This is a genomic window from Scytonema hofmannii PCC 7110 (assembly GCF_000346485.2).
GTDB classification, from domain to species: Bacteria; Cyanobacteriota; Cyanobacteriia; order Cyanobacteriales; family Nostocaceae; genus Scytonema; species Scytonema hofmannii.
Map to the genome: position 1 here is coordinate 1537016 of NZ_KQ976354.1, position 21323 is coordinate 1558338.

The following is a 21323-nucleotide window of genomic DNA, read 5'->3' on the forward strand; positions in this document are numbered from 1 at the left end:
TCTTGCTGATTATTGAATTGATTTAATTCTAAAAATGTCCAGTGCTACTCGTTGATAGTTTCAATACGCTTGCAGCATCTAGAGTTTTCTTGACGTTCTTAAGCTATTGCAGTCGGTCTCATGGTGAATAAATCTGGGACTGTAGCAGGAGTCTCGGAGATAGTTTCAGTTATACGTGCAAGAAACTTGTTATTAATTAATTCAGAGTATCCCTTTAGGTCATCTGTCCAATTTCCAATAGCTTGATGCAGGCTGTTGATTTTTTCGGCTCCAGAATCACCGCTCAGTTCGTAGCTAAAACTGCCGCCAAACATGACAATTGGAGTGGTTGTTTCATCTTCATTACGCAACGCTGCTTCAGTGATACTGAGGTAAAGGGGAGCACGTTGAAATTTGTAAACCAAGTTGAGTGAAGCTCGCATGAGTTCTTCTCCCTCGGATTGCCAAACACCTTGTGAGAGCAGGGTTTCTACCACATATTTTCTCGCGGCATCCTGAGAGCCTGCAAAAGAAACGTATCCTCTAAAATTAATACCTACAGCTTCAAAGTCCATCTTTGGCAGGGCTTGTGCGTATTTGCCAGCAATTTCAGGGATCGAGATATCCAACAAACTCCTGTCACCAAGCGGTTCTATAAACGCAACTTGGTTCGGTCCGGCGGTCATGCTAATGCCATTGACGAAGTTTAACTGAGCGGAACTGTTTGTATATCTTGGCTGGTGGGCTAGCTCCCAATCTTTGGGAATGGTATCGGTGTATTTGAGAAAGTCCGTGTTTGCTGTGGAAAGGGGATTGCTTCCAACGGCTGCAACAATGACGAAATCAGGAACTATTAATTTTGGGCTCATGGGATATCTCTTTTTAATCAATACCTAGATTTTTTAGCATTCTTGTCTTTATCAGCACGCAAATCTACACCGGATAACTGTGGAATTTTATCCGTTTTCCCAGTTCCAAATGTCTGGCACTTGAATCTAGATAATGAATACAAGTATTTCTGTGCGAATAGAGTTGACTCAATTACCAAAAAATTTTGAGTTATTTTCATTATTATTTATAAATCCAAAAACATGGAATAGCAAGCGCCATTTCAAGAAATTCACCTCTCCTCCTTAAAATTCAGTAGAAAACCTGAAGTCATTGAAATGTTTTTAAAGTTCTTTTAAACCCTTTATAGTTTTTTTTAAATTTTGAAATAAAGGGAATTTGGTCAAGAATGCGTAAAGCTATAACTGTTTTGACATCACCAAAATCTCCCCTATTGCACCCAACACCAATGTATAGTTCTATATTTTATCAATAATGGCATACTGCGCTTTGAATATCCCGGATGCCAACCGCTCTCGGTCTAAACTGCTCGTCATCTCAATCACCATGTCCAGCATATTGGCAAATCCCAACAGAGGACTATCCCCAAGTTTCAACTGTCCCCTATCAAAATAAAGCGTTGTGGTATTCCTGTGACCGAACATCAGCACTCCCAACTGTTTGGAGTGGCTGCATTCCAAACCCTGTTGCTTAATTCTGAATCTTGGCTTTCTTGTCTCCCGCGTCGGAACGCAAGTGCGTGTCCGCTCTTAACAAGGCAGTTTTTAAAACATTTTCTTAAAGGTACTGTTTTAAGATTCCTATATTTAGGATTTGTTTGTTGTATCTATATAGCTTGTTCTGTCATTATTCCCTGATAATTCCTTCCAGGAAGAAACGTATTGAGGGTAAGCTTCTGCCAGAATTGTACCCAACCACAAAAAGTAGAACCAGAAATAAACAATCATCCAGCTTAAGTTCGTTGCTTGACACAGTATTAACAAAGCAATAAAGCTAGCAAATGCCCGTTGAGCAGTTCTTTTCCCTCGCAATGCTGGTTGCCAAAAGAACCATAAAGTTATTGATACAGCAATGGCAAAGAATGCGAATCCAAAGATTCCGTGTAAATACAGAATTTGCGCGTAAGTTGAAAAAGTTCCAAGCGGAAGTTCAAAAGCTCCGTTACCCCAGGTGACTGTTCGTTCGACAATTCCCCACCCAATCCAAGGTGACTCTTTCCAAGCTTTAAGAGTCGCAGCCACAACCAAAGCTCGGTCTTTTGATGAATCAGCTCGAGCACCATTGAAAGTTTCCATAGGTTTGTCTAGTAACTCGGTTACTTCCATCCCTATGAGGGCGCAAATAAAACAAATGAGTGTCGAGAACCAAAGGAATCCTTGACGTGCTGAGGCTTTGCGAAAGCAAATGACTGCTAAAAGTGCTAATGGGAAACATATCCACGCTAGCCGACTTTGAGCAATAATTAACGTTGCAGTGCAACCTGCTAAAGCATATTTACGTAGGTATTTATCTGCTTCACCAAAGCACATAAAAAAGCATAAAAGCGCACAAACTCCTAGAATGGGTGGATCTGCAGTGTAAAGTTCTGTCCGGGCTAGAGGAAGCCCAAAAAAGGGTTGAAACACTGCAAACTTAACCATTAAACTGAGTTTATCCCCTGGAATTGCTTTAGCCAAAGGCGGCATAATAGCCTTCTGTGGACCAGTCCCAAATAAGATGAGGATCTGAATGCCAAGAGACACTAAGTAACCAGCTGTCATCCAAGAAACAGCTCGTGTCACAACACTCATTCTAATACGATGCCAAAAGGGCAGTGTTAGGCAAGAAAAAACTAAAAAGTAACCCTTTAATAGGGTTACCATGAGGGCAGCGCTTTTCATGGGGTTAAAGCTGATTGACGATAACCCCTGAATGTTAGTCCAGAGTACTGCGATACTCAGTAATAACCACGTCCAGTTACAGAGTGGTAGCGATCGCTTAACAAGTTTGTCTATATGAAAATCATAAGCTAGCAAATAGAGAGCAACACCAGGATAAAGCAGAGTCTGTACCCCTAAGACCCACCAAAGTGGCGTTAGCACAATCGTCCAATAAACCACTCGTTCTGCGTGCGACAGATTTTCTAATTTGCTTTCTGCCTCTAAGAGAATTAATTTCTTAGGGAATATGTTAAACATTTAAATTTTTGGTTAATTCCTCTTTTAAAGAGTATGAATTTCTTTATACTCTTCATATTGTCTTCCGGCAACACCTGCTAACATTCCTAAACTGTGATAAATATATAGTAAAGTTTTAACACCTCGGTGTTGTCCCATAATAAAGGACAGAGGAATAAATAGTATACCTTTGATAATTCGCCTAATTCCCTTGTAAATACAACGAGTTTTAACTATAATCGAGGGTTTTAAATCTATCTCACAAAAACTCTCTGTAATGCCAATTCGGTAACTCCGTTGCAGCAACCATTTTAAATTGGTGCGACTTTGAGGTATCCACTCATGTACCAAAGCATTATCTGCCCACACTATTTTATAGCCTGCACGTTGCAATCGCATAAAAAAGTGCCAGTCAGAACCACCAGAAAGCGCCAAACGCTCATCTAGTAACTTATCTTGTTCTCTAAAAACTTCTGCACGAATCAGTGTATTGTTGTTAGCAGCACTTTTCAGTTCATAACCTGTAGGATAGCGGGGACGCTCAAAAAATTCTCCTTTGGCGAGCCAATGAGGAATAGCATGGGCAAAGTAAGGTATAATTCTTCCCCAAACAACATCAGCATTGTATGCAATTTGGACATACAAAAGTTCATCAAGCCAATTGGGTTCGGGAACTTCGTCATCATCAATAAAAGCGACAAAGTCTATATTTTCTGCAATAGCACAAGTAATAGCTTTATTTCGTGCAAAGGGAATACCCCGGCGTGGTTCAACATAGCACTTTAAAACCCATTTAAATTCTGAACTGATTTCTTGACAGAATTTACAAGCATGACCGATTGAGTCATTATCAACAACAATAATTTCTATGTCAGGGGTTTCACAGTGATGGAAAGTTAATTGATTAAGACCATCTAACAGGCGCTTTAATCCACCGGGACGCTGACAAGTATTCAAGCAGATGGCGACTCGCATTTTCCTCCTCAGGTTCTAAAACCCACTTAGGTGAGCTAAGGTAAGGCGAATAGAATTCGCTACTACACAAACGAAGTCCGCCTACGCGGACTACTCCCTTTCCGCTATAAGACTACCGAACAGATGTTCCTCTTTCTTTGCGCTCTTTGCGTCTTTGCGGTTCATTTAATTAGGTAATCTTCAAGTGGGATAGGAGTAATCGAGAATTCAAGTTTTAAAACCCACGTAGGTGAGTTTTACTTGTATAGCCGAATTCTATTCGCCAAGGCAAGTATTTTTATTTGCTGTTCCATTTAGTGACTAAACGTTGTGCAATATTACCTAATAAATATTGATATTGTAAAAATTGTTTAGCAGCTAATAAGCGAACCAAAAATAAATATATAATGAGAAATAAGATGGGTTGTATAATTTCAGGAAATTTTAGAGAAACTACAATTGGTAAAAGTGTTATTAAAGGTGCTTTAAACACAAAAATTAAGAACTTTTTAGAAGACCAGTTTAATTGACGACAAGCCTCCCACCAACAGTAAATAGTCCAAAGAATTCCTAAAACTACAGCAACCGCGATACTGACACCAATAATTCCTTTTATCCTTGCACCGAGCACAAAACTTAATACAGCAACAGGAGCAATGCTAAGGCTGAGTTTAGCATTAACTCCCGGTTTCCCTTTGGCAGACAGCATGGAAAAAAGCTGACTGTTTATCAGGCGAGAGTAAGCGAAAATGAGCAATCCTGGAATAACCGTACAAACAGGAATCCAGTGGGTTCCAAAGAGAAAGGAAATGGTTTGTTGGTTAACAACTAAAAAGAATAAGGCGTATAAGGGAGCCGCTAGGAAAGAAGTTTGTTCAATAACTTTAACCAAAGCGTTTTCTCGCTGTTGATCATCTTCTAATTGAGCAAACACCGACATCCCAACTTGACTCATCGCCTGAGAAAGAATAGTTGTTATCGCCATTGTTAACTGGTAGGCAAGATTGTAGAACGCAAGACTAGTTGTTCCTAGAACGACGCTAACCACAAAATTGTCACAGTTATAAATAACGAAATATCCCAAGCTGAAACCAGTATTGCCTAAACAATAAGACAAAACTTCCCATCTGACCTCTGAGTAAATACGCAAATTGAATTTCTGTTTGGCATAATGATGCATAAGAAGGCACCCTGTTATCCAACCTGCCGTATCTCCTATGACAAATGACCAGTAACTTAAACCCAGTAAGGCGCTCCCAATTGTGGAAAATACTCTGACGAATGAGGCAATTAGGTTAGAGTTTGCTAACTCTCGATACTGCATTCGTCTTCTCAAAACTCCTTCATGTACGGACTGAAATGAGGAGAGTATGAGGTTAAAGCCAAATATCAGGAGTATCCATACTAGGTCTGGTATGCTGTAGTAGCGTGCTGCTATTGGGGATATTAACCCAAGCACTACAGCTAAAAAGCATCCAATAATTAAACTGATGGTGTAGGTTGTATCTAAATAACGCTTATCTTCAACGCCCTTATAAACGATGAAAGATCCAGATGTGCCTTGGTTAAATAGATTTCCAAAAGCCCAGAAAATGTAAGCAGTACTGATAACACCAAATTCAGCAGGAAGCAACAGCCTTGCTAGTAGTAAGTTACTGAATAAGGCTAGGAAGCGTGTTGCGATCGCTCCATAGGTCGCCCAAAATCCATTTTTGAGTATAGCAGACAACTTCATGGCTACTTTTGAGTATACCTCGCTGAACCAAGCGCTTGTCGGATTCCTAGCTTAGCGAGTGGTGCCAAACGCACTGCTAGTAAAGTCAATAGCGATCGCGGATCGCGGTAAAAAATCGACCAATTACAAGCTAGAGCCTTGTCAATAAAGTGACTGGCTTGGTCGAGATTGCCTCCTTGGAGAGATAATCTTGCTAAGTAGCGATACATATAAGCGTAGGCAGTCGGTAACATTGGTTTTACCAATTGTGGCGATCGCTGATAAGCGCTTTGAATAACCTGTTCGGTGCATCGCTGCATTTGTGCTACATTAAACGAAAGACCGGATGGACGAACGCGATAGTAACACAGAGTACTCTTTTCTCGGTAAAATTGCCATTTTCGGGTTGTTGCGACTCTCAACCAAAAATCAATATCTTCCGAACTGCGTAAGGTTTCATCAAATTCACCGACTTCATTGATTAATGAACGGCGGAATACTGCGTTAGAACCATGACCAACAAAGTTCTTACAAAGTAAAGCCAGCAGTGGCTCGGAATGAACGGGCTTACCACTAAGGTAAATGGGTGTCGGTTTTCCATCGTCACGAATTGCCTGAGATGCACTGTAAACAACCCCGACTTCTGGATGATGGTTTAGTGTTGCTACATGACGGGCTAGTTTATCTGAGTGGTAAACATCATCTCCATCTAGTAAGGCGATATATTCTCCACGTGCATGACGGATACCGTGATTGCGTGCTGATGATAAACCTCCATTTTGTTTTTGCCATAACTGAAAGCGCGGATCGCTTTTCACGTAAGGCTTAACAATTTCTGCCGTGTTATCAGTAGAACCATCATCAACAATCAGAACTTCAAATTCTTTAAAAGATTGATGTTGTAGCGATCGCAATGCATCTTCAATATAAGAACTTACGTTGTAGGCTGGGACTACAACACTAACTTTAGGGATAAAAACCATAACTACATTACACCCCTACACTCTCGTACCCTGAACCCTCTGAAGGAGTTTGGTTAGGTAATGGCTTGGGTTTCTTTGTTAAGAGAAGACGTAACCAAGTCCGTTTCTCTGTAGGAATCAGCCACATACCCAGACACAAAAAAATGTCCGTTAGTTGAGGTCTGCCAAAACGAATCGCTTCCCATAAAAGCAGGAAAAATGCTTTCCAATCACGAGTACGAGCAGCTCGCGCACTCACTTCTGCCAAAATAAAAGAGGAATAAGCGCGAGGAGTCACTAAGTCGCGTTTTGCTCTAATCCAGTCTAATGAAAATTGCCAATTGTTGCTGCTACTTAAAGTAGGACGTGCATCTCCTATATACCAAATAGAGAGAACTTCTGGTACAAACTCGACTCCTACCCCCTCTACACTCATGGCTCGTAATATCCAGTCCCAATCATCGTGTCTTTGAATCGTAGTGGAAAAAGGAACTTTTTCTAATAACTCTTTTGCTGTAAAAATGGTTGAAGATTGAATAAGCCCTTCTCCTTGAAATAAGGTCTTGCGAACAAACAAATATTCACTCAATGCCTCTGATGGCTGAGGAAATCTTCTAGGCCAAATAGAATCTCCTTGAGGTGTTTGAGCTTTCAAATAACAGGAGATAATAGGAAACTTATACTGGGAAAGCCTAGCAGTTTCAAGTTGCATTTCTAATTTTTGGGGCATCCATTCGTCATCGTCATCTAAAGAAGCAACCCATTTGGCAGAAGCTGCAGCAATTCCAGTATTTCGTGCTACACGACAACCTTGATTGGTAGGCAATTCTATCGCTCTCAGTCTGGAGTCATCAATTTCTGATAACACAGTCTGAGTTTCTGGCTGCGGACCGTCAATGACAACGATGACTTCGATTTCTTTGAGGGTTTGTGCTAGAGCACTCATAACCGCTCGTTTAACTAACTGGGGTCTGCGATACGTAGGGATAACTACGCTGACTAAAGGTTCCAAGTCAATTCCCTCCTGATTCTTTTCTTAAAAATAGCAGTACTAATATAACGTCTGTTTTCTTTATTCAAAGAAGCTTTGTTCCCAGACGCTAGGGATTGTAATGCGTGGTCATTATCTCGGATAAATGCACTTATAAGAGTTTAAAAACCTGATATTTTTTTTAGAGAACAAGCTAATAACAGTTATGGCACTTTTTTTCTAAAGTGGCATCCCAAATATTTCGTAATTTGAAAACTTTTTTTCAAATTGTGCTTGAAAATCAACAGCTATTCTAGATTAATAACTTTGTCAACCGAAAAAATACGGCTATGCTTGACTATTGCTCAAACCTTTGAGGAGGATAGATAAAGATAAAATTGCTTACCTCATACCAATGGAAACAAAAATGGGATAGCTAGTTGGGTGAAATTAAATCTAGGCAAGGCTTTCTCAATCCAAAATCCAAAATCTAAAATCCAAAATCGTATTAAATTGATGGGCTACTAGAATACAGTACAGGTGCAACTGATACGGGGATTTCCTGTTCTTGATTGCGGTTGTTGAAATTTAAGTACGAGTTACTAACAGGAACAGCAAGTTCTGGATTGAAAGTGTCAATTGATGGCAAAAGTTCTACTCGTAGTGGAGCATAAAGCTTGCCCAAAGCAACCTGCAGCGCAAAAGCTGGATTACCAAGCAAATAACGTGCTGCCAAACGTTTTGGTTCGCGGCACAAACGATACAGCCACTCTAAACCTAAATCAGAAAGGGTTGATGGGCAATCAGGTACAACACCTGCAAGTCTGTCAATCACTGCTCCACCAAGCAAAATGGCATTGACATCTAAGCGAAGGCGATGCTCGTACACCCATTTTTCTTGAACTGGCATTCCCATACCCACTATTAATATGTTGGGTTTTTCTCGATTGATTTTCTGAACGACAGCTTGGTTCTGCTGTGAGTCTTGCTTGTCGAAATAGCCATGATGTCCAGCAAACTTAGCATTGGGATACTGCTTTCTGAGATTTTCTAGTGCTGTTTCTAAATACTGAGGTTTAGTCCCTAATAGAAATACGCTCAATCCTTTTTCGTTACACTTCTCCAATAATTTGGGCATCATCAGTGTATAAGAAGCTCGATACTCCAAAGGTAAGTTTAACCCCATGTAACTAATTGCCTTTAAAATGCCAACGCTGTCACAATTGACTATTTCCGAACTTTGGAGAAAGTTATAATACCAAGGAAGTTGCATTGAAAGATTAAAACTGTGTACGTTGTAATTCGCAACAGTTATTTTTTTGTTAGAAACACAAGCTGTATATATAGCCTCTACAAGAGAGGGGATAGTCATACAAGTAATGCGACGTTCTAATAAATAAATATTGAGATTTGGTAATTCCTGAACTTTGTTTTTCATTCTCATTCTTATGATACCTTTAGTTTTATTGGGTTGTTGCGAGATTAAAATAATTGAGATAAGGAACCAGATAGGGTATTGAGGGCTAAGAACTTTGCTTTAAGATGCATACTAGCTTAGTTTTCATTGAGAGTGCATCAATAGTTACTCGGAACTTGACTATAAATCTACGTGAAAGATGACTAAAAAAAGCAAGTATTGCCCTGATGATGAACGATGGCAAACTCCAGTACAATACTTAAGCTTTGTCTGTGTAAGCTTAAAATAATACTCTTATTACGGAAAGTACTTATTATTTTTTTTAATAAATGACGCAATTAACGATGAAATATATGCAATGTTTGTTTTTTTGTTGCCATTATCCGTTAAATGTCTATGTCTGTGTCCGTTGATTTTGCACTTCATTTCTTTGATGCTTCTTATGAACGTCTCAATCAAGTGCAATCTTTATGTATTTCTTCTATGTTTTTTTTAAAAAATATAAAATAATGATTAAGAAACTTTCAATTCTTTGAAAGACTCAGATCCCCGACTTCTTTAAGAAGTCGGGGATCTTGTTTCTCATATAATACAAGACGGGCAAGGATGCCCGTCCCACATTCTGGAGAAAGGCAAGGATGCCCATCCCACATTCCGGAGAAAATTTGTTTTTTGCAGTTGCCTAACTGCTGATTGGCACATTACTAAATGCCCCAGTGTCCGGCACAAAAATATCTAGGCTGTTAACACCTTCGGGAATCCGCAACCATACGTAAGCATCAGCAGAAGCTTTGGGACGAAGCGAAGACAGAGAAACGCTCCCCGTCGATCGCTTCAAGTCCACTCCCTTGTAAGTTTCACTTGTATCGGGGTTTCGAGCTGTTGTGTTAGAAACTCCAATCTGTTCGGTAGGGCTGACATCGTCTGTAGCAAGACGACGAATACGCATTTGTACGTTAACTACATCTCGATTTCCAGTTTCGGGATCTTTAATCCGCTTGACTGACAGTAACGCTACTTGTGCTTTCTTCCCAAAAGCGGGCTGTACAAATTGACCGGGTTGAATGATAGCAGATGCAGTGGTTTTTGATTCTGCAGTTGCAGTTGGAGATGGAGACGGAGTTGCTTCCCGTGATGGCGGGGATGTATTACTCGAAGCAACTGTACCAGTCCCCTGAGTTGAAGTTGTTTGGTTAGTAGCTGTAGCGTTATCGTTTCTAGTATTGGCAACATCTATTGTTTGTTGCAATGTAAAAACTTGGTATGCTGCATAGCCACTACACAACAAAGCCAAAGTTGAAAGTAAAACCGCTACACTAGACAAAAATGTACTCACACGACTACCTCTGATTTATGCTTCTACATATACAGGGTTGTTAACCTTTTAATTCTGTCACGTAAACTACCCACACTGACCTTGCGGTACAGTGTGGGCTTTTAGTAGCCCTGAAGAGTCTGTACTGAGTTCACAATACAAACCGTTCGAGCCTCTGGGCGGGTTTACAAAAACAGCCCCAATAGCAGCAATATTTTTTGCTCCATTTAGATCGGCATCACCACTCCAAGAACAAGCGTCATTGGTACATTTGAAGCGTTTATCAGAACGAATTCCAATACGCATACAGCAATGGCAAGTCTGACTCGTATAAGCAGGAGGTACAGCGATCACCTCTACCCCCGCCTGAATACCTTTGTACTCCAGAAAAGAACGCAACTGATAAAAAGCCCAAGAGTTAGAACGTCTACGTTCGGTTTTGTTTCTGGGTTTTTGGTTGGTTCTTTCCCGTATGCCAGTTAAATCTTCAATTGCCACTGCTGCACTCGCTGTCAATGCGTTCTCAATAATATGCTTGCTAATGTTGTGGTTAAGCCATTGTTGATAACGTCTCTCTTTCCCCGACAGCCGTTTCAAAATCTGTCTCGTCCTACGACGAGTAGACCTTGTGCCTTTCGAGGCTTTCTTTTGGAGCGACGCTCTCACTCTGGAAAACTTATCTCTAACTTTATTAATTTGTTGACCGTCCCACTGATCGCCATTGCTAGTTACTGCAATATCACGGCGTCCAAAATCAACACCAATAACGTTATCAAATTGAATGGTCGTAGGAGGTTCGTCTTTGATTTGAATGTGGATGTAGTAATTACCATCACGATGCTTGCATAATTGAGCAGAAGTAGGTTTTTTGCCTTTTAGTTTACCACGTTGATAGTTCCCTACATCGATTTTGATGTGTTCTCTCCCATTTAGCAAAGTTAAGCTAACCGTCAAATCTTTCTCTCTGAATGCAAAAATTCTGGCATCGTAATCGACCGATGTTGGCTTAAATGCAATAACCGGTTTACCTTTCTGTTTAGCAGTCTTGCGATTAGCTCCGACTCTGGCACAAGCACGCACAGCCAAATTTGCACTCAATCCAAACAGAGAGCGAATCTCGTTATATACCATATTTTGAATGGTCGTTTTGCTGGTTACTTGTGGTTTAACTTTTTCATTAGCGTAGTTGCAAGCATCCGCAAAAGCTTTAAGAACCAATTCGATCTCTTCCACCTGTTTAGACGTGGGGTTGAGTTTACAAACAATTGTCAGCACTTGTTCCATGAGTTCGACTTTCTCACATATGACTAACATTATAGACTATAATCTGTCGTGTTGTGTTCCAAGATATTGTTACTCGGACACCCCTTTCCCGCGTTAATCTACGATTAACATAGGTCGAAGGGTGTACCTCGTTTTTAACCCGCAATTCCTGAGGCAGCGCGTTGGGCGGGTTCCCCGACTTGAAGCGCCTGCCGTCTCGCCACTGAACGGAGTACCGTTACAGTGGGAGCCTCGTTGCGGCAATAGGTGATGAACACTTTTCGGTTAAGCTGAAATTAGAACTGTGCTTCAGCTGATTCTTGCAATAATCAAAAAATGACCTCAGACCCAATTATCTATATCCTGTAGCATCAGGAGGTTTGCCAACCTCCTGTACTTCCTGCATATAACGAAAAGCATCGGGCTGAGAGCCGTCGAGATCCGTAAAGCCATAGATTTGTGCTAGTTGACCGCTAGAAAGAGACTGACCATTCCATCTAGCTACCTCCGAATCGCCAGCCAGATGAGCGATCGCACGCCCGATGTAACGCGGTGTTTCAGAAATGATGAAGTGCGGATCTTTTGCGATCGCATCCCGCCAATTTGCTTCACTCACTCCAAAATGCTCCAGCATAATCTCAGATCTCATCCAGCCTGGAGTCAAAGCCACAGCGGTGCAGTTATAAGGTTCAAGCTCTTGAGCGATCGCCCATGCCATACGTATTACAGAAGTTTTGGCAAGGTCATAAAAGAGTGAAAATCGATAACGAGTGCTGTTGTATTCAGCCGTACCATCCGTAATTTCCACCACTAAAGATCCTGGACTTTTGATTAAAAGCGGCAGTACAAAGTGACTGGTAATAATGTGAGTGTCAATAGCCAACCTTAACATCCGTAGTCCTTTGTCCAAAGAGTACTTCCACACAGGAGTGTTCCACTCTGCCAAGTATTCCGCCCCCCAAATATCGTTAACCAGAATATCCAAACGACCTTGCTCGCCTTCGATACGAGTTACTAGTGCTAGCACTTGCACGGGATCTAAATGATCGACTCGAACGGCGATTCCCTGTCCACCTGCTTGATTCACCAGATTTGCGGTTTCTTCAATCGTTTCAGGACGGTTGTATTCCGAGCGGTGAGTACTTGTGGTGCGTCCAGTGACATAAACCGTTGCTCCAGCCGCACCCAGTTCAACTGCAATACCGCGCCCTGCTCCGCGAGTCGCTCCAGCAACGAGTGCAATCTTATCCTTTAATGGCTGCATAATTAACCTGCTCGATAATTTTTGTCTTTATTGCAGCATAAGTACTATTTCCTGACACCTGTTGTCATATTTAAGGAGTACAGTAAAAAAAGAAAAAAGTATATCTCTTTTTATCTCTTGCTATGCGTGCTGATCGCCTCCTCTCCATCCTGATGCTGTTGCAAATTCATAACCGTCTGACAGCACGGGATTTAGCAGAACGATTAGAAGTCTCCGAACGCACTATTCACCGAGACATGGAAGCGCTCAGCAGTGCTGGGGTGCCAGTAGTGGCAGAACGGGGTCAAGGCGGCGGTTGGAGTTTGCTCGACAACTACCAAACGACACTGACTGGATTGAACCTTGGAGAGATTCAAGCACTGTTTTTGCCCAAGCCCGGTCACTTATTAGCTGATTTAGGCTGGACTCAGACATTTGAGGCAGCTCTGCTTAAACTTTTAGCAGCTCTACCCTCTGCCAATCGTCAGCAAGCAGAAGCCGTTAGCCAACGCATTCATCTCGATCCAACAGGCTGGCATCGGTGGGAAGAAGAAATGTCAGCGTTTCCGATTCTCCAAACAGCAATCTGGCAGGAACGACAAATACATCTAAGCTACGAGCGTGGCGATGGCAAGATGGTAGAGCGATTGGTCAATCCTTTGGGGCTGGTTGCCAAAGGTAGCGTCTGGTATTTGGTTGCAGCAGTAGACGAGGAGGTGCGTTCCTATCGGATCTCACGAGTGCGCCGTGCCACGATTTCGTCTTGCCCTTGCGCTCGTCCGGCTAATTTTAACTTAGCCGAGTATTGGCAGCGATCGACGGTTGAGTTCCAAACCAATCTGCCTCAATATAGAGTTAAAGTACGCATTGACCCAGAGGTTATGCCTCGGTTGCGATATGCTGGGTACTTTGCACGTATAGAGCAGATCGACTCTCCGGATGCTGATGGCTGGATTCCCGTCTCGATTCGCTTTGACTTGGAAGCAGAAGCTTGCGCCTACGTATTGGGGTTTGGCACGCAAATGGAGGTGATTGAACCACCTCAACTGCGCGATCGCATTTTGGAACACGCACGTGCAGCGATCGCATTCCACACCCATTCTCCTTCAGTTGACTCCTGACATCACGGAGGCAACAAGTTCCCGTTCTTTACGGAAATGCTTGACGATTTGCTGGGGATTACCGACGATGACAACACTGGAAGGTACAGATTTACGAACAACGCTTCCTAAACCTACCACACTGTCTTCACCGATGTGTACGCCTTTCATCACCGTAGCTCTGGCTCCTATCCAGACATTGCGTTCTATAGTAATAGGTGCCGACGCTTTTGGTCCTGCGGGATAGTGACGCATCTCAGGTTCTAAATTGTGATAATCACTATCTGCTAAAAAACAATCAGAAATCAAGCATTCATCGCCAATGCTAATCGAGGTTTCACAACCTATATATGTACCATTAAGCAGCACTTGCTTACCAATGACAACGTTTCCTGAACCGTAAATCGAGACTTTTTTACCCAAACGGCAGCCAGAACCGATAGTCACTTGAACGCTTCCAAGCACCTGTAAAGAACCTTTAATGGCAACTCCTTTGGCAATTTTAACATTTGGATATCGCCATTGGTAAAACAATCGCTTGAGTTCAAAGTAGTTTTGGGACAGTTTTTTAAGAAAAGGAAGATTTAAGTTTTTCATAATTTGTCCTTGAGTTTCCTTAAGTTAATGAGAGTTATAGCGTTTTCTAGTCTGCTGAGGTACAGAGTTATCTGCGTCCATCTGCTACAGGGTGCGGTTAATTATTTCTTCCTATACCTCACGTTCATTGGGAATTGCTATATTCAACCAGATATGATTGGCAATTCAAAATCTAAAATTCAAAATCGAATTACGTGTTCACTAAGGAAGAATCAGAGTGATAAGAGTAAGGCTTCTTCTTACTTTCCACTGCATTCACAACTAAACCTAAAATTTCAACATTATGTTGAGAGAGTTGTGCAAAGCTTTCATTTACAGAGTTTTTGTAGCTGCTATCGGGACGGACAACAAACAGAACGTTGGAAATAAGAGTAGCCATCAAAGCTGTTTCACTCGTTAGACTAACGGGCGCACTGTCAACGATAACGTAATCGTAATTTCCTCTAGCCTCACAAGCTGTTAATGCTTGTTCAAAGCGTCCTCGTTTGATAGTTTCTACAATTTTGCCTCGTTTGGGTAAAGTTGGCAGTAAATCCAGGTTTGGTTGTATCGATCTTTGCAATTGCTCTATTGTGGAATCTTCGGCGTAACCCAAACTGCGGCTGAGTTCTGCACTCCGAAAATCCCCATCCACTAGCAGCACTCGAAAGCCTAAATCTACTAAACCGTAAGCTAACCCTATGGCAACTGTTGTTTTCCCTTCTCCTTGAGTAGCGCTTGTGACTAATAATCTACGATTATTGAGAGGTTGTAAGCTGATAGCAGAAGCAAGGCGTTGAAATTCAACTTCTGAAACAGAAGTCATTTCAATTTTCGGATCTGAATGCTTGATCCGAGGAATACTTTGCACGATCGCAAATTTTTGACCTTGTAAATCTTTGAGATTTAACAGAGGGTTGCGGCTTTCCAGGAATAATACCAAAGCTATGCTACCGATAATAGATGCTAGCAAAGCATTGACTGCCATTAAGAGAAACTTTGGACTGACAGGTTTAGGATCGACTTGTGGCGCATCAAGAACCTGTATATTTGGGTAAGCATCAAAAGCGTCAATGTTACTTTGTTGTATCTGGGCAATTAAGCCTTTATACACACCTTCAGTAACATCCACTTGCCGTTGTAGTTCTACCAGCCTAGCCTGATTTACTGGGAAAGACTTTAAGGTTGTTTGAAGCTGGGTAATTTGATTGTTAAGTTGTTGTGCTTGTCGCCGTTGTGCTGTAGCTTCGCTTTCAGCAAGAACCTGTTGTTGGATTAAAGCAGCGCGACCTTGTGAATCAGTCGCCACCGTAGTATCTACTTTTGTACCTGCAGATGTTTGTCTTATATGTTCTTGAATTTTTCGCTGCAATGATTCCCGTTGTGCAAGCAAAGTTTTCACTTCTGGATGTACGTCAGTAAAAATAGCTTGTTTTTGACGTAAAGACGCTTCTACTTCAGACAATTGTTGTCGGACAAATTGATATTCTTTATTTTCACCTAAACCTAAAGAGCGAATTGCTTCATTTGGTGTTAGGCTCAAACGGATTGATAAAGCTTTTGCTCGATTTTCACTTGCCTCAGCCGTAGCTAACACTTGTGCTCTCACAGTTGTTAGAGTACTAATTGAATCCACAATTCCTTTAGCTTGGTCTTCATTATTAATTAAACCACTAGACTGCTTAAAAATTGTTAGCTTACTTTGCGCTTGAGCTAACTTTAACTTTGCTTGTTCTAGTTCTATTTGACTGAATTTTTGCCGCGTTCGACTATTCGCTTGTCGCAATTCATTAAGGCGATTTTGATACGCTTCTGTTATAGCGATCGCTCTTTGATTGGCTAATTTTGGACTGGAACCACTTACAGTCAGCAACATAATAGTAGACTGCTCCTGAGGTGTGACTTTAAATAACTGCCTATATCTAGAAATACTATTAAATTTGCCCCTTTCAGGGTCAGAAGCTAAAACTTTCTCTAACAACGTATCGCTCGTTAAAATCGATGCTTGTACGTTGAGAGGATTGACTTCAGAAGAAAATGCAGAATCTCCATTTCTTAGAGAACCAAGAGTTCCTAAATTGGCATCAAGATTACTTGTTGTTTTTGGCAGAATTAGCTGTGTTTTAGCTATCCAAACTGGTTTTGCATTAGACACTGCTACTGCTGTAGCCAATACCACAAGAACATTAAAAGCTATTAAAGATTTCCAGTGTTTAGTTGAAATGGTAACTAATTTGTTCATAACTATTATTGTTGGTCATTTGTCATTGGTCATTTGTCAAAAATATGGGGATTTATAATGCTTAAGTGCTGATTTTTATTCGTTCTGGTTTAGGAGAGTGTAGGAGAGCTATTTAATTAGACATCTCCAGAAATTAATTATGCATTACCCGAAAGTCTTGGTAGGGGCGCAAGGCATTGCGCCCTTACATCTTTTCTGGAGATGTCTATTGAGTATTTTTTTGATAATTGCTCCCATGAAGACAAAGAATTATGTTGTGTTTCTGCAAGAATTGCACCCAGCCAAATAAAGAAGTACCAGAAATAAACGGTCATCCAAGTCAATGTTGTTGCTTGGCACAATATATACAAAACTACTAAACTAGCAAATGCTAAAGAACAGATTTTATTACCTTGTAAAGCAGGTTGCCAAAAGCTCCACAAAGTTAATGCTAAAGCAGCGATAAAGAAGATGAAACCAATAGTTCCGTGTAAATACAAGACTTGCGAGTAAGATGAAAAAGTCCCTAGAGGAAGTTCAAAGGCTCCATTTCCCCAGGTCACCGTCCTTTCAACAATTCCCCATCCTATCCAAGGGGACTCTTTCCAAGCCTCTATTGTAGCTTCGATAACATACTCACGATCTTTTGATGAATCAGCACGAGCGCTATTGAAAGTTTCCAGTGGTTTAGTCAGTAATTCAGTTAAGGTCATCCCTACAAGACCGCAGATAAAAGAAATAAATGATGTCGCCCACAAAGAACTTTGCCGAACCAACCCACTTCGGAAGCCGTTCATAATCAGAAATGATAGAGGAAAGCAAATCCACGCCAAACGACTCTGGGATATGATGAGCGTTGCTAAAGACCCTGCGATCGCAAATTTCCGCAAGCGACGGTCTGTTTCACTGTAGGAAACTAAAAAACTCATAAGAGCACAAACCCCCAAAATAGGAGGGTCTGGAGTATAAAGCCCTGTTCTTGCTAACGGGATGCCGAAGAAAGGCTGAATAATAGCAAACCCAACCATTAAGCTCATTTTGTCACCAGGAATGACACGCGCTAACGGTGGCAAAAAAGGAAGTTGTGGACCTACAGCAATCAATATGAGCAGTTGAATGCCAAGAGTTATTAAGAAACAAGCTGCCATCCAAGCTACAGCCCGTGTCACCACCTGTACTCTAATTCGATGCCAAAAGGGTAATGTAAGACAACTAAAGATCAGAAAGTAGCCTTTAAACAGGGTGACTAAGGTAGCAGCAGTCTTCATGACCTCAAAGTTTATCTGGGATAGACCCTGGATACTAGTCCAAAGTGCTACCAAGACCATACCTAACCAAGCCCAGTTACACAAAGGCATTGAGCGTTTAATCAGTTTATCTAGTTCAAAATTAGTTGCTAACAATATAGTTGCAACTGTTGGGTATAAAAGAGTCTGCAAGCCTAACAACCACCAAATAGGTGTGAGTACAATAGTCCAATACAGTACCCGTTCTGCAAATGACAGGTTATCTAATTTGAAATTGGTCTGTAGGGGCTTTGGTTTGCTAGAAGAAAGATTAAACATTCAAAGTTTCCAATGTGAAATAGGCAGGGACTACAACACTAACTTTAGACAGAAGAGCTATTGAAAAACCTTGAGATAGATGCATTCCTAAAAATTATAAATTTGACTCCTTTCTCAAGCTTTGATTGTGGTGGATTTACTTAACAACAGTTATGACACACATATTGTGAAAAAATCTTGCGGAAAACAATCTAAGTATTTTTATTTTTGATGAAGCTTAATTGTTCATAGAGCTATGATTCGGGTTTTATTTGGTGCAGAACATAATTTTATCATTTTATTCTTAACTTCTAGACCTCTTTGTGTAAAGCCTTTATCAAAGATAATACGTATTTCTTTTCAATTTGACCAAGCATTGTTAAACTGTATTTTACAAATCTTCGTTGTTTTTTAAAATTGTAGTTTGTCATCCGTAAGATTACGGTTTTTGACTGCTAAGAAGATGAAAAAGCCCTCACCCCCAACCCCCTCTCCCAACGGGAGAGGGGGCTTGTTAATCGATAAATGTGTATTCTTATAAGCGCAACAGCTTATTTACTCCTCTTTTGTCCCAATATTACTTATTTTAATAAACCGCAAAGACGCTAAGGACACGAAGAAAGAGGAAAAGAAGACAGATAATATGACGTTCGTTTGATTAAGTAGCTATCATGTACTTCTAAACACCAGAAAAGATGAAAATGGCAACGGGCATTGGATTTTTCTCCAACCCCTATTTTTAAGCTAGCCCACAGTCACCTTAACACGGGGAGCGGAAAATAATGAGACATTCTGAATCTGTTTTCGTTAATAAATATAAAATCTTTTGAGAATCTTACGTAAAATATCGAGTTGACTCCGTTATTTTCTATAAATGCTTAATTTTTACGCTCCTATAATGTAATGCCAAATTATGAACTTCAAAGTTTTACTCTGTAGCAGTGTCATAACAATTAATGCTTTAGCTATTTTGCCAGTCTATGCTCAACAGCTAACTCCACAACAAGCCCAGATTGCACGGGAACGACTAAGGTGTATCATGCTGGGTCAGGGTGGGGATCTCAGTGAGCCTTTATCTGGTGAATTGCAATATTTACAACTAAGAAGGTTAAATCCACAACTAGCAGACAGGTGCCGTAATCTCTTGAAGGGTATTTTTCCTGGACAGTACCTTCCTAATAGAACGAGAAGACCTGTCGTGAACCCATTTCCTCCTGGGTCACTCATCAAGGAACAGAACGTCCCACTTATTAATTCTACTCCTGCAACTCGTTGACTGGTGTGGAGCGGACATTTTCATCTAGAGTGAAATTCGCACAGTTTTAACTAGTAGTACAATCCACAGCCTATCATTTATCCTAAAGCGCCGATACGTATTCAAAAAGGAGGCAAAAAACCCGGTTTCTCTCTCCTGCAAAGCTTGATATCTCGTAGGCTCAACTCGAAGAAACCGGGTTTTTGTGATTTCTGTACCGATGCTCTATAAGAATCGTACTTGATTCTTGCTCAGTATACTGAGAACTAAACCTTTGAATGGTAAGTTCTTCACTCATTTGGTTTTTCAAAAATCAAATAATACTCCTATAGATTGTGCTCTGTTTGTTAATTTATTGATGAAATAATTAATATGCTCAGTAGTTGACCAGATTTGTGTTGTAGTACAATGCATCTAGCAAAAAAACCTAGACCTAATAATTAATTAATAACAATGTGAAAAAAATCCTGATTTTGTCAGCCAATCCCACAAATACAAATAGGTTACGTTTGGATGAGGAAGTGCGTGAAATCCAGGCAGCGCTAGAGCGGGCTAGAAGGAGAGACCAGTTTGAAGTCATTACACGCTGGGCAGTACGTCCAAACGATTTGCGACGTGCATTATTAGATTGTAACCCGCAGATTGTTCATTTTTCTGGACATGGAGCAGGCGCTCAAGGATTAGCTCTCGAAGACGACTCAGGGGCAATACAGCTTGTGAGTTCACAAGCGTTAACACAACTATTTAAGCTGTGCAAAGGTACAATTGAGTGTGTTTTACTGAATGCCTGCTATTCACAGGAGCAAGCTGAAACAATTCTTCAGCATATTGACTGTGTGATTGGCATGAAGAAGGAGATCGGAGATAGAGCCGCAATCACCTTTGCAATAGGATTTTACGACGCTCTGGGGTATGGAAGGTCGCTCAAGGATGCCTATCAATTTGGTTGTAATGCGATTGATTTAAGTAACATTCCAGAGTCACTGACACCAGTACTTAGAATGAGGGAGAGAGAAATACGAAGTAGTCAAATAATAAATTGGCTACCAGAATTTATCCTCTCATCTATTCACCTTTCTAGCAAGAAGAATATTTTACTTTCGGCTGGTTTGTTCGCAATAATGATACTTTGGGGTGCGGGTTGCTATGCCCCTGGAGAGCCATTCCTTCGATTAGGACTAGGTATTGGTTTAAGTTACTACTTTCTTAATCTCAAAAGAACACGTTTTGTGCAGATTAGAAACCTCATCCTAGCAGCCGCGATCGCAGGCTTGATATTAGGTCTGTCCTACAGTCTATGGATAACGCCACCATCTAGCGGCGGTACTCCTCTTATAAATTCACAAGCAACTCAATGTCCTAAGACAGAAAGTGTAGTGACCTCAATTATTCTTTTTGTCTTTTGGCTAGTGACTAATTTTTTTGGTATAGTTACATTCCTTCAGTTTTATAAATGAAAGTACTTATACAGGTTTTTTCCATGAAGAAGATTAGACAGAGGAAGGAATTGCTAACGCTTTGGTAAAAGCAGGTGTTCTTAAAACTAATATTGTGCTAGCTTTTCATCCTCCTCAAGTGCGGACTAATACTAGTTTTGCCGTTGCTTAATAGGATCGCCACAACTGACCTTAGTTCTATTCTTGGCAAGTTGACTTGGGATGAACTGGTGATGTTTTGGTAACTCCCTTCCCGCTACAAAATTACCGATTTTCTTCTCTTTCTTCGTGTCCTTTGCGTCTTTGCGGTTCATTCAGATTAGATAACAATACTGCAAGGGATACGATCATTGAGGTGTCAGAACCCCG

The 21323-nt window shown here is 41.0% G+C and carries 19 protein-coding genes; 4 read left to right on the forward strand and 15 right to left on the reverse strand.

Annotated features, from left to right (window positions below):
• Nucleotides 1–98 precede the first annotated feature (98 nt).
• From WA1_RS06580 to WA1_RS06630, 11 genes are all read right to left on the reverse strand, one after another.
• Nucleotides 99–848 carry a hypothetical protein gene (locus tag WA1_RS06580; RefSeq protein ID WP_017748971.1) on the reverse strand — a complete coding sequence of 250 codons (750 nt, stop codon included), beginning with the start codon at nucleotides 846–848 and terminating at the stop codon, nucleotides 99–101.
• Nucleotides 849–1286: 438 nt separating this feature from the next.
• Nucleotides 1287–1508: a hypothetical protein gene (locus WA1_RS06585; protein WP_272819085.1), complete on the reverse strand. Its 222-nt coding sequence runs from the start codon at nucleotides 1506–1508 to the stop codon at nucleotides 1287–1289.
• Between the two features lie 126 nt (nucleotides 1509–1634).
• Nucleotides 1635–3005, reverse strand: coding sequence for an O-antigen ligase family protein (locus WA1_RS06590; protein WP_017748969.1), 1371 nt, complete (start codon nucleotides 3003–3005; stop codon nucleotides 1635–1637).
• Between the two features lie 24 nt (nucleotides 3006–3029).
• Nucleotides 3030–3959, reverse strand: coding sequence for a glycosyltransferase family 2 protein (locus tag WA1_RS06595; RefSeq protein WP_017748968.1), 930 nt, complete (start codon nucleotides 3957–3959; stop codon nucleotides 3030–3032).
• A gap of 277 nt (nucleotides 3960–4236) precedes the next feature.
• Entirely contained in the window at nucleotides 4237–5673 is a 1437-nt protein-coding gene (locus WA1_RS06600; RefSeq protein ID WP_017748967.1) for an oligosaccharide flippase family protein, read from the reverse strand.
• A gap of 2 nt (nucleotides 5674–5675) precedes the next feature.
• Entirely contained in the window at nucleotides 5676–6635 is a 960-nt protein-coding gene (locus tag WA1_RS06605) for a glycosyltransferase family 2 protein (protein ID WP_017748966.1), read from the reverse strand.
• Between the two features lie 7 nt (nucleotides 6636–6642).
• On the reverse strand, nucleotides 6643–7626 hold the full coding sequence (locus WA1_RS06610; RefSeq protein ID WP_017748965.1) for a glycosyltransferase family 2 protein: 984 nt from the start codon (nucleotides 7624–7626) through the stop codon (nucleotides 6643–6645).
• A 466-nt stretch (nucleotides 7627–8092) separates the two neighbouring features.
• Complete coding sequence (locus tag WA1_RS06615) at nucleotides 8093–9022, reverse strand: WecB/TagA/CpsF family glycosyltransferase (RefSeq protein ID WP_017748964.1); 930 nt, start codon at nucleotides 9020–9022, stop codon at nucleotides 8093–8095.
• 661 nt (nucleotides 9023–9683) lie between these two features.
• A complete protein-coding gene (locus WA1_RS06620) occupies nucleotides 9684–10337 on the reverse strand; it encodes a hypothetical protein (protein ID WP_017748963.1) in 654 nt (217 codons plus the stop codon).
• Nucleotides 10338–10403: 66 nt separating this feature from the next.
• The gene (locus tag WA1_RS06625; RefSeq protein WP_026135268.1) at nucleotides 10404–11600 is read right to left on the reverse strand and encodes an RNA-guided endonuclease InsQ/TnpB family protein; all 1197 of its coding nucleotides are present in this window, start codon (nucleotides 11598–11600) and stop codon (nucleotides 10404–10406) included.
• Nucleotides 11601–11931: 331 nt separating this feature from the next.
• A complete protein-coding gene (locus tag WA1_RS06630) occupies nucleotides 11932–12843 on the reverse strand; it encodes an SDR family oxidoreductase (protein ID WP_017748962.1) in 912 nt (303 codons plus the stop codon).
• 122 nt (nucleotides 12844–12965) lie between these two features.
• On the opposite strand from WA1_RS06630, the gene WA1_RS06635 reads away from it, so the two are divergent.
• Nucleotides 12966–13943 carry a helix-turn-helix transcriptional regulator gene (locus tag WA1_RS06635; RefSeq protein WP_017748961.1) on the forward strand — a complete coding sequence of 326 codons (978 nt, stop codon included), beginning with the start codon at nucleotides 12966–12968 and terminating at the stop codon, nucleotides 13941–13943.
• Here the strand turns inward: WA1_RS06635 and WA1_RS06640 are convergent.
• From WA1_RS06640 to WA1_RS06650, 3 genes are all read right to left on the reverse strand, one after another.
• The gene (locus WA1_RS06640; RefSeq protein WP_017748960.1) at nucleotides 13929–14519 is read right to left on the reverse strand and encodes an acyltransferase; all 591 of its coding nucleotides are present in this window, start codon (nucleotides 14517–14519) and stop codon (nucleotides 13929–13931) included. The genes WA1_RS06635 and WA1_RS06640 overlap by 15 nt on opposite strands.
• Nucleotides 14520–14709: 190 nt before the next feature.
• Nucleotides 14710–16740, reverse strand: coding sequence for a GumC family protein (locus WA1_RS06645; RefSeq protein WP_017748959.1), 2031 nt, complete (start codon nucleotides 16738–16740; stop codon nucleotides 14710–14712).
• 137 nt (nucleotides 16741–16877) lie between these two features.
• The gene (locus tag WA1_RS06650) at nucleotides 16878–18284 is read right to left on the reverse strand and encodes an O-antigen ligase family protein (protein WP_017748958.1); all 1407 of its coding nucleotides are present in this window, start codon (nucleotides 18282–18284) and stop codon (nucleotides 16878–16880) included.
• A gap of 892 nt (nucleotides 18285–19176) precedes the next feature.
• On the opposite strand from WA1_RS06650, the gene WA1_RS06655 reads away from it, so the two are divergent.
• The 3 genes from WA1_RS06655 (at nucleotide 19177) to WA1_RS59465 (ending at nucleotide 21126) form a co-directional block, all read left to right on the forward strand.
• On the forward strand, nucleotides 19177–19539 hold the full coding sequence (locus tag WA1_RS06655; RefSeq protein ID WP_017748957.1) for a hypothetical protein: 363 nt from the start codon (nucleotides 19177–19179) through the stop codon (nucleotides 19537–19539).
• A gap of 434 nt (nucleotides 19540–19973) precedes the next feature.
• Nucleotides 19974–20975: a CPP1-like family protein gene (locus WA1_RS06660; protein WP_017748956.1), complete on the forward strand. Its 1002-nt coding sequence runs from the start codon at nucleotides 19974–19976 to the stop codon at nucleotides 20973–20975.
• Between the two features lie 61 nt (nucleotides 20976–21036).
• Entirely contained in the window at nucleotides 21037–21126 is a 90-nt protein-coding gene (locus WA1_RS59465) for an element excision factor XisI family protein (RefSeq protein WP_272819086.1), read from the forward strand.
• Here the strand turns inward: WA1_RS59465 and WA1_RS56700 are convergent.
• Entirely contained in the window at nucleotides 21107–21268 is a 162-nt protein-coding gene (locus WA1_RS56700) for a hypothetical protein (protein WP_017748955.1), read from the reverse strand. The genes WA1_RS59465 and WA1_RS56700 overlap by 20 nt on opposite strands.
• Nucleotides 21269–21323 lie beyond the last annotated feature (55 nt).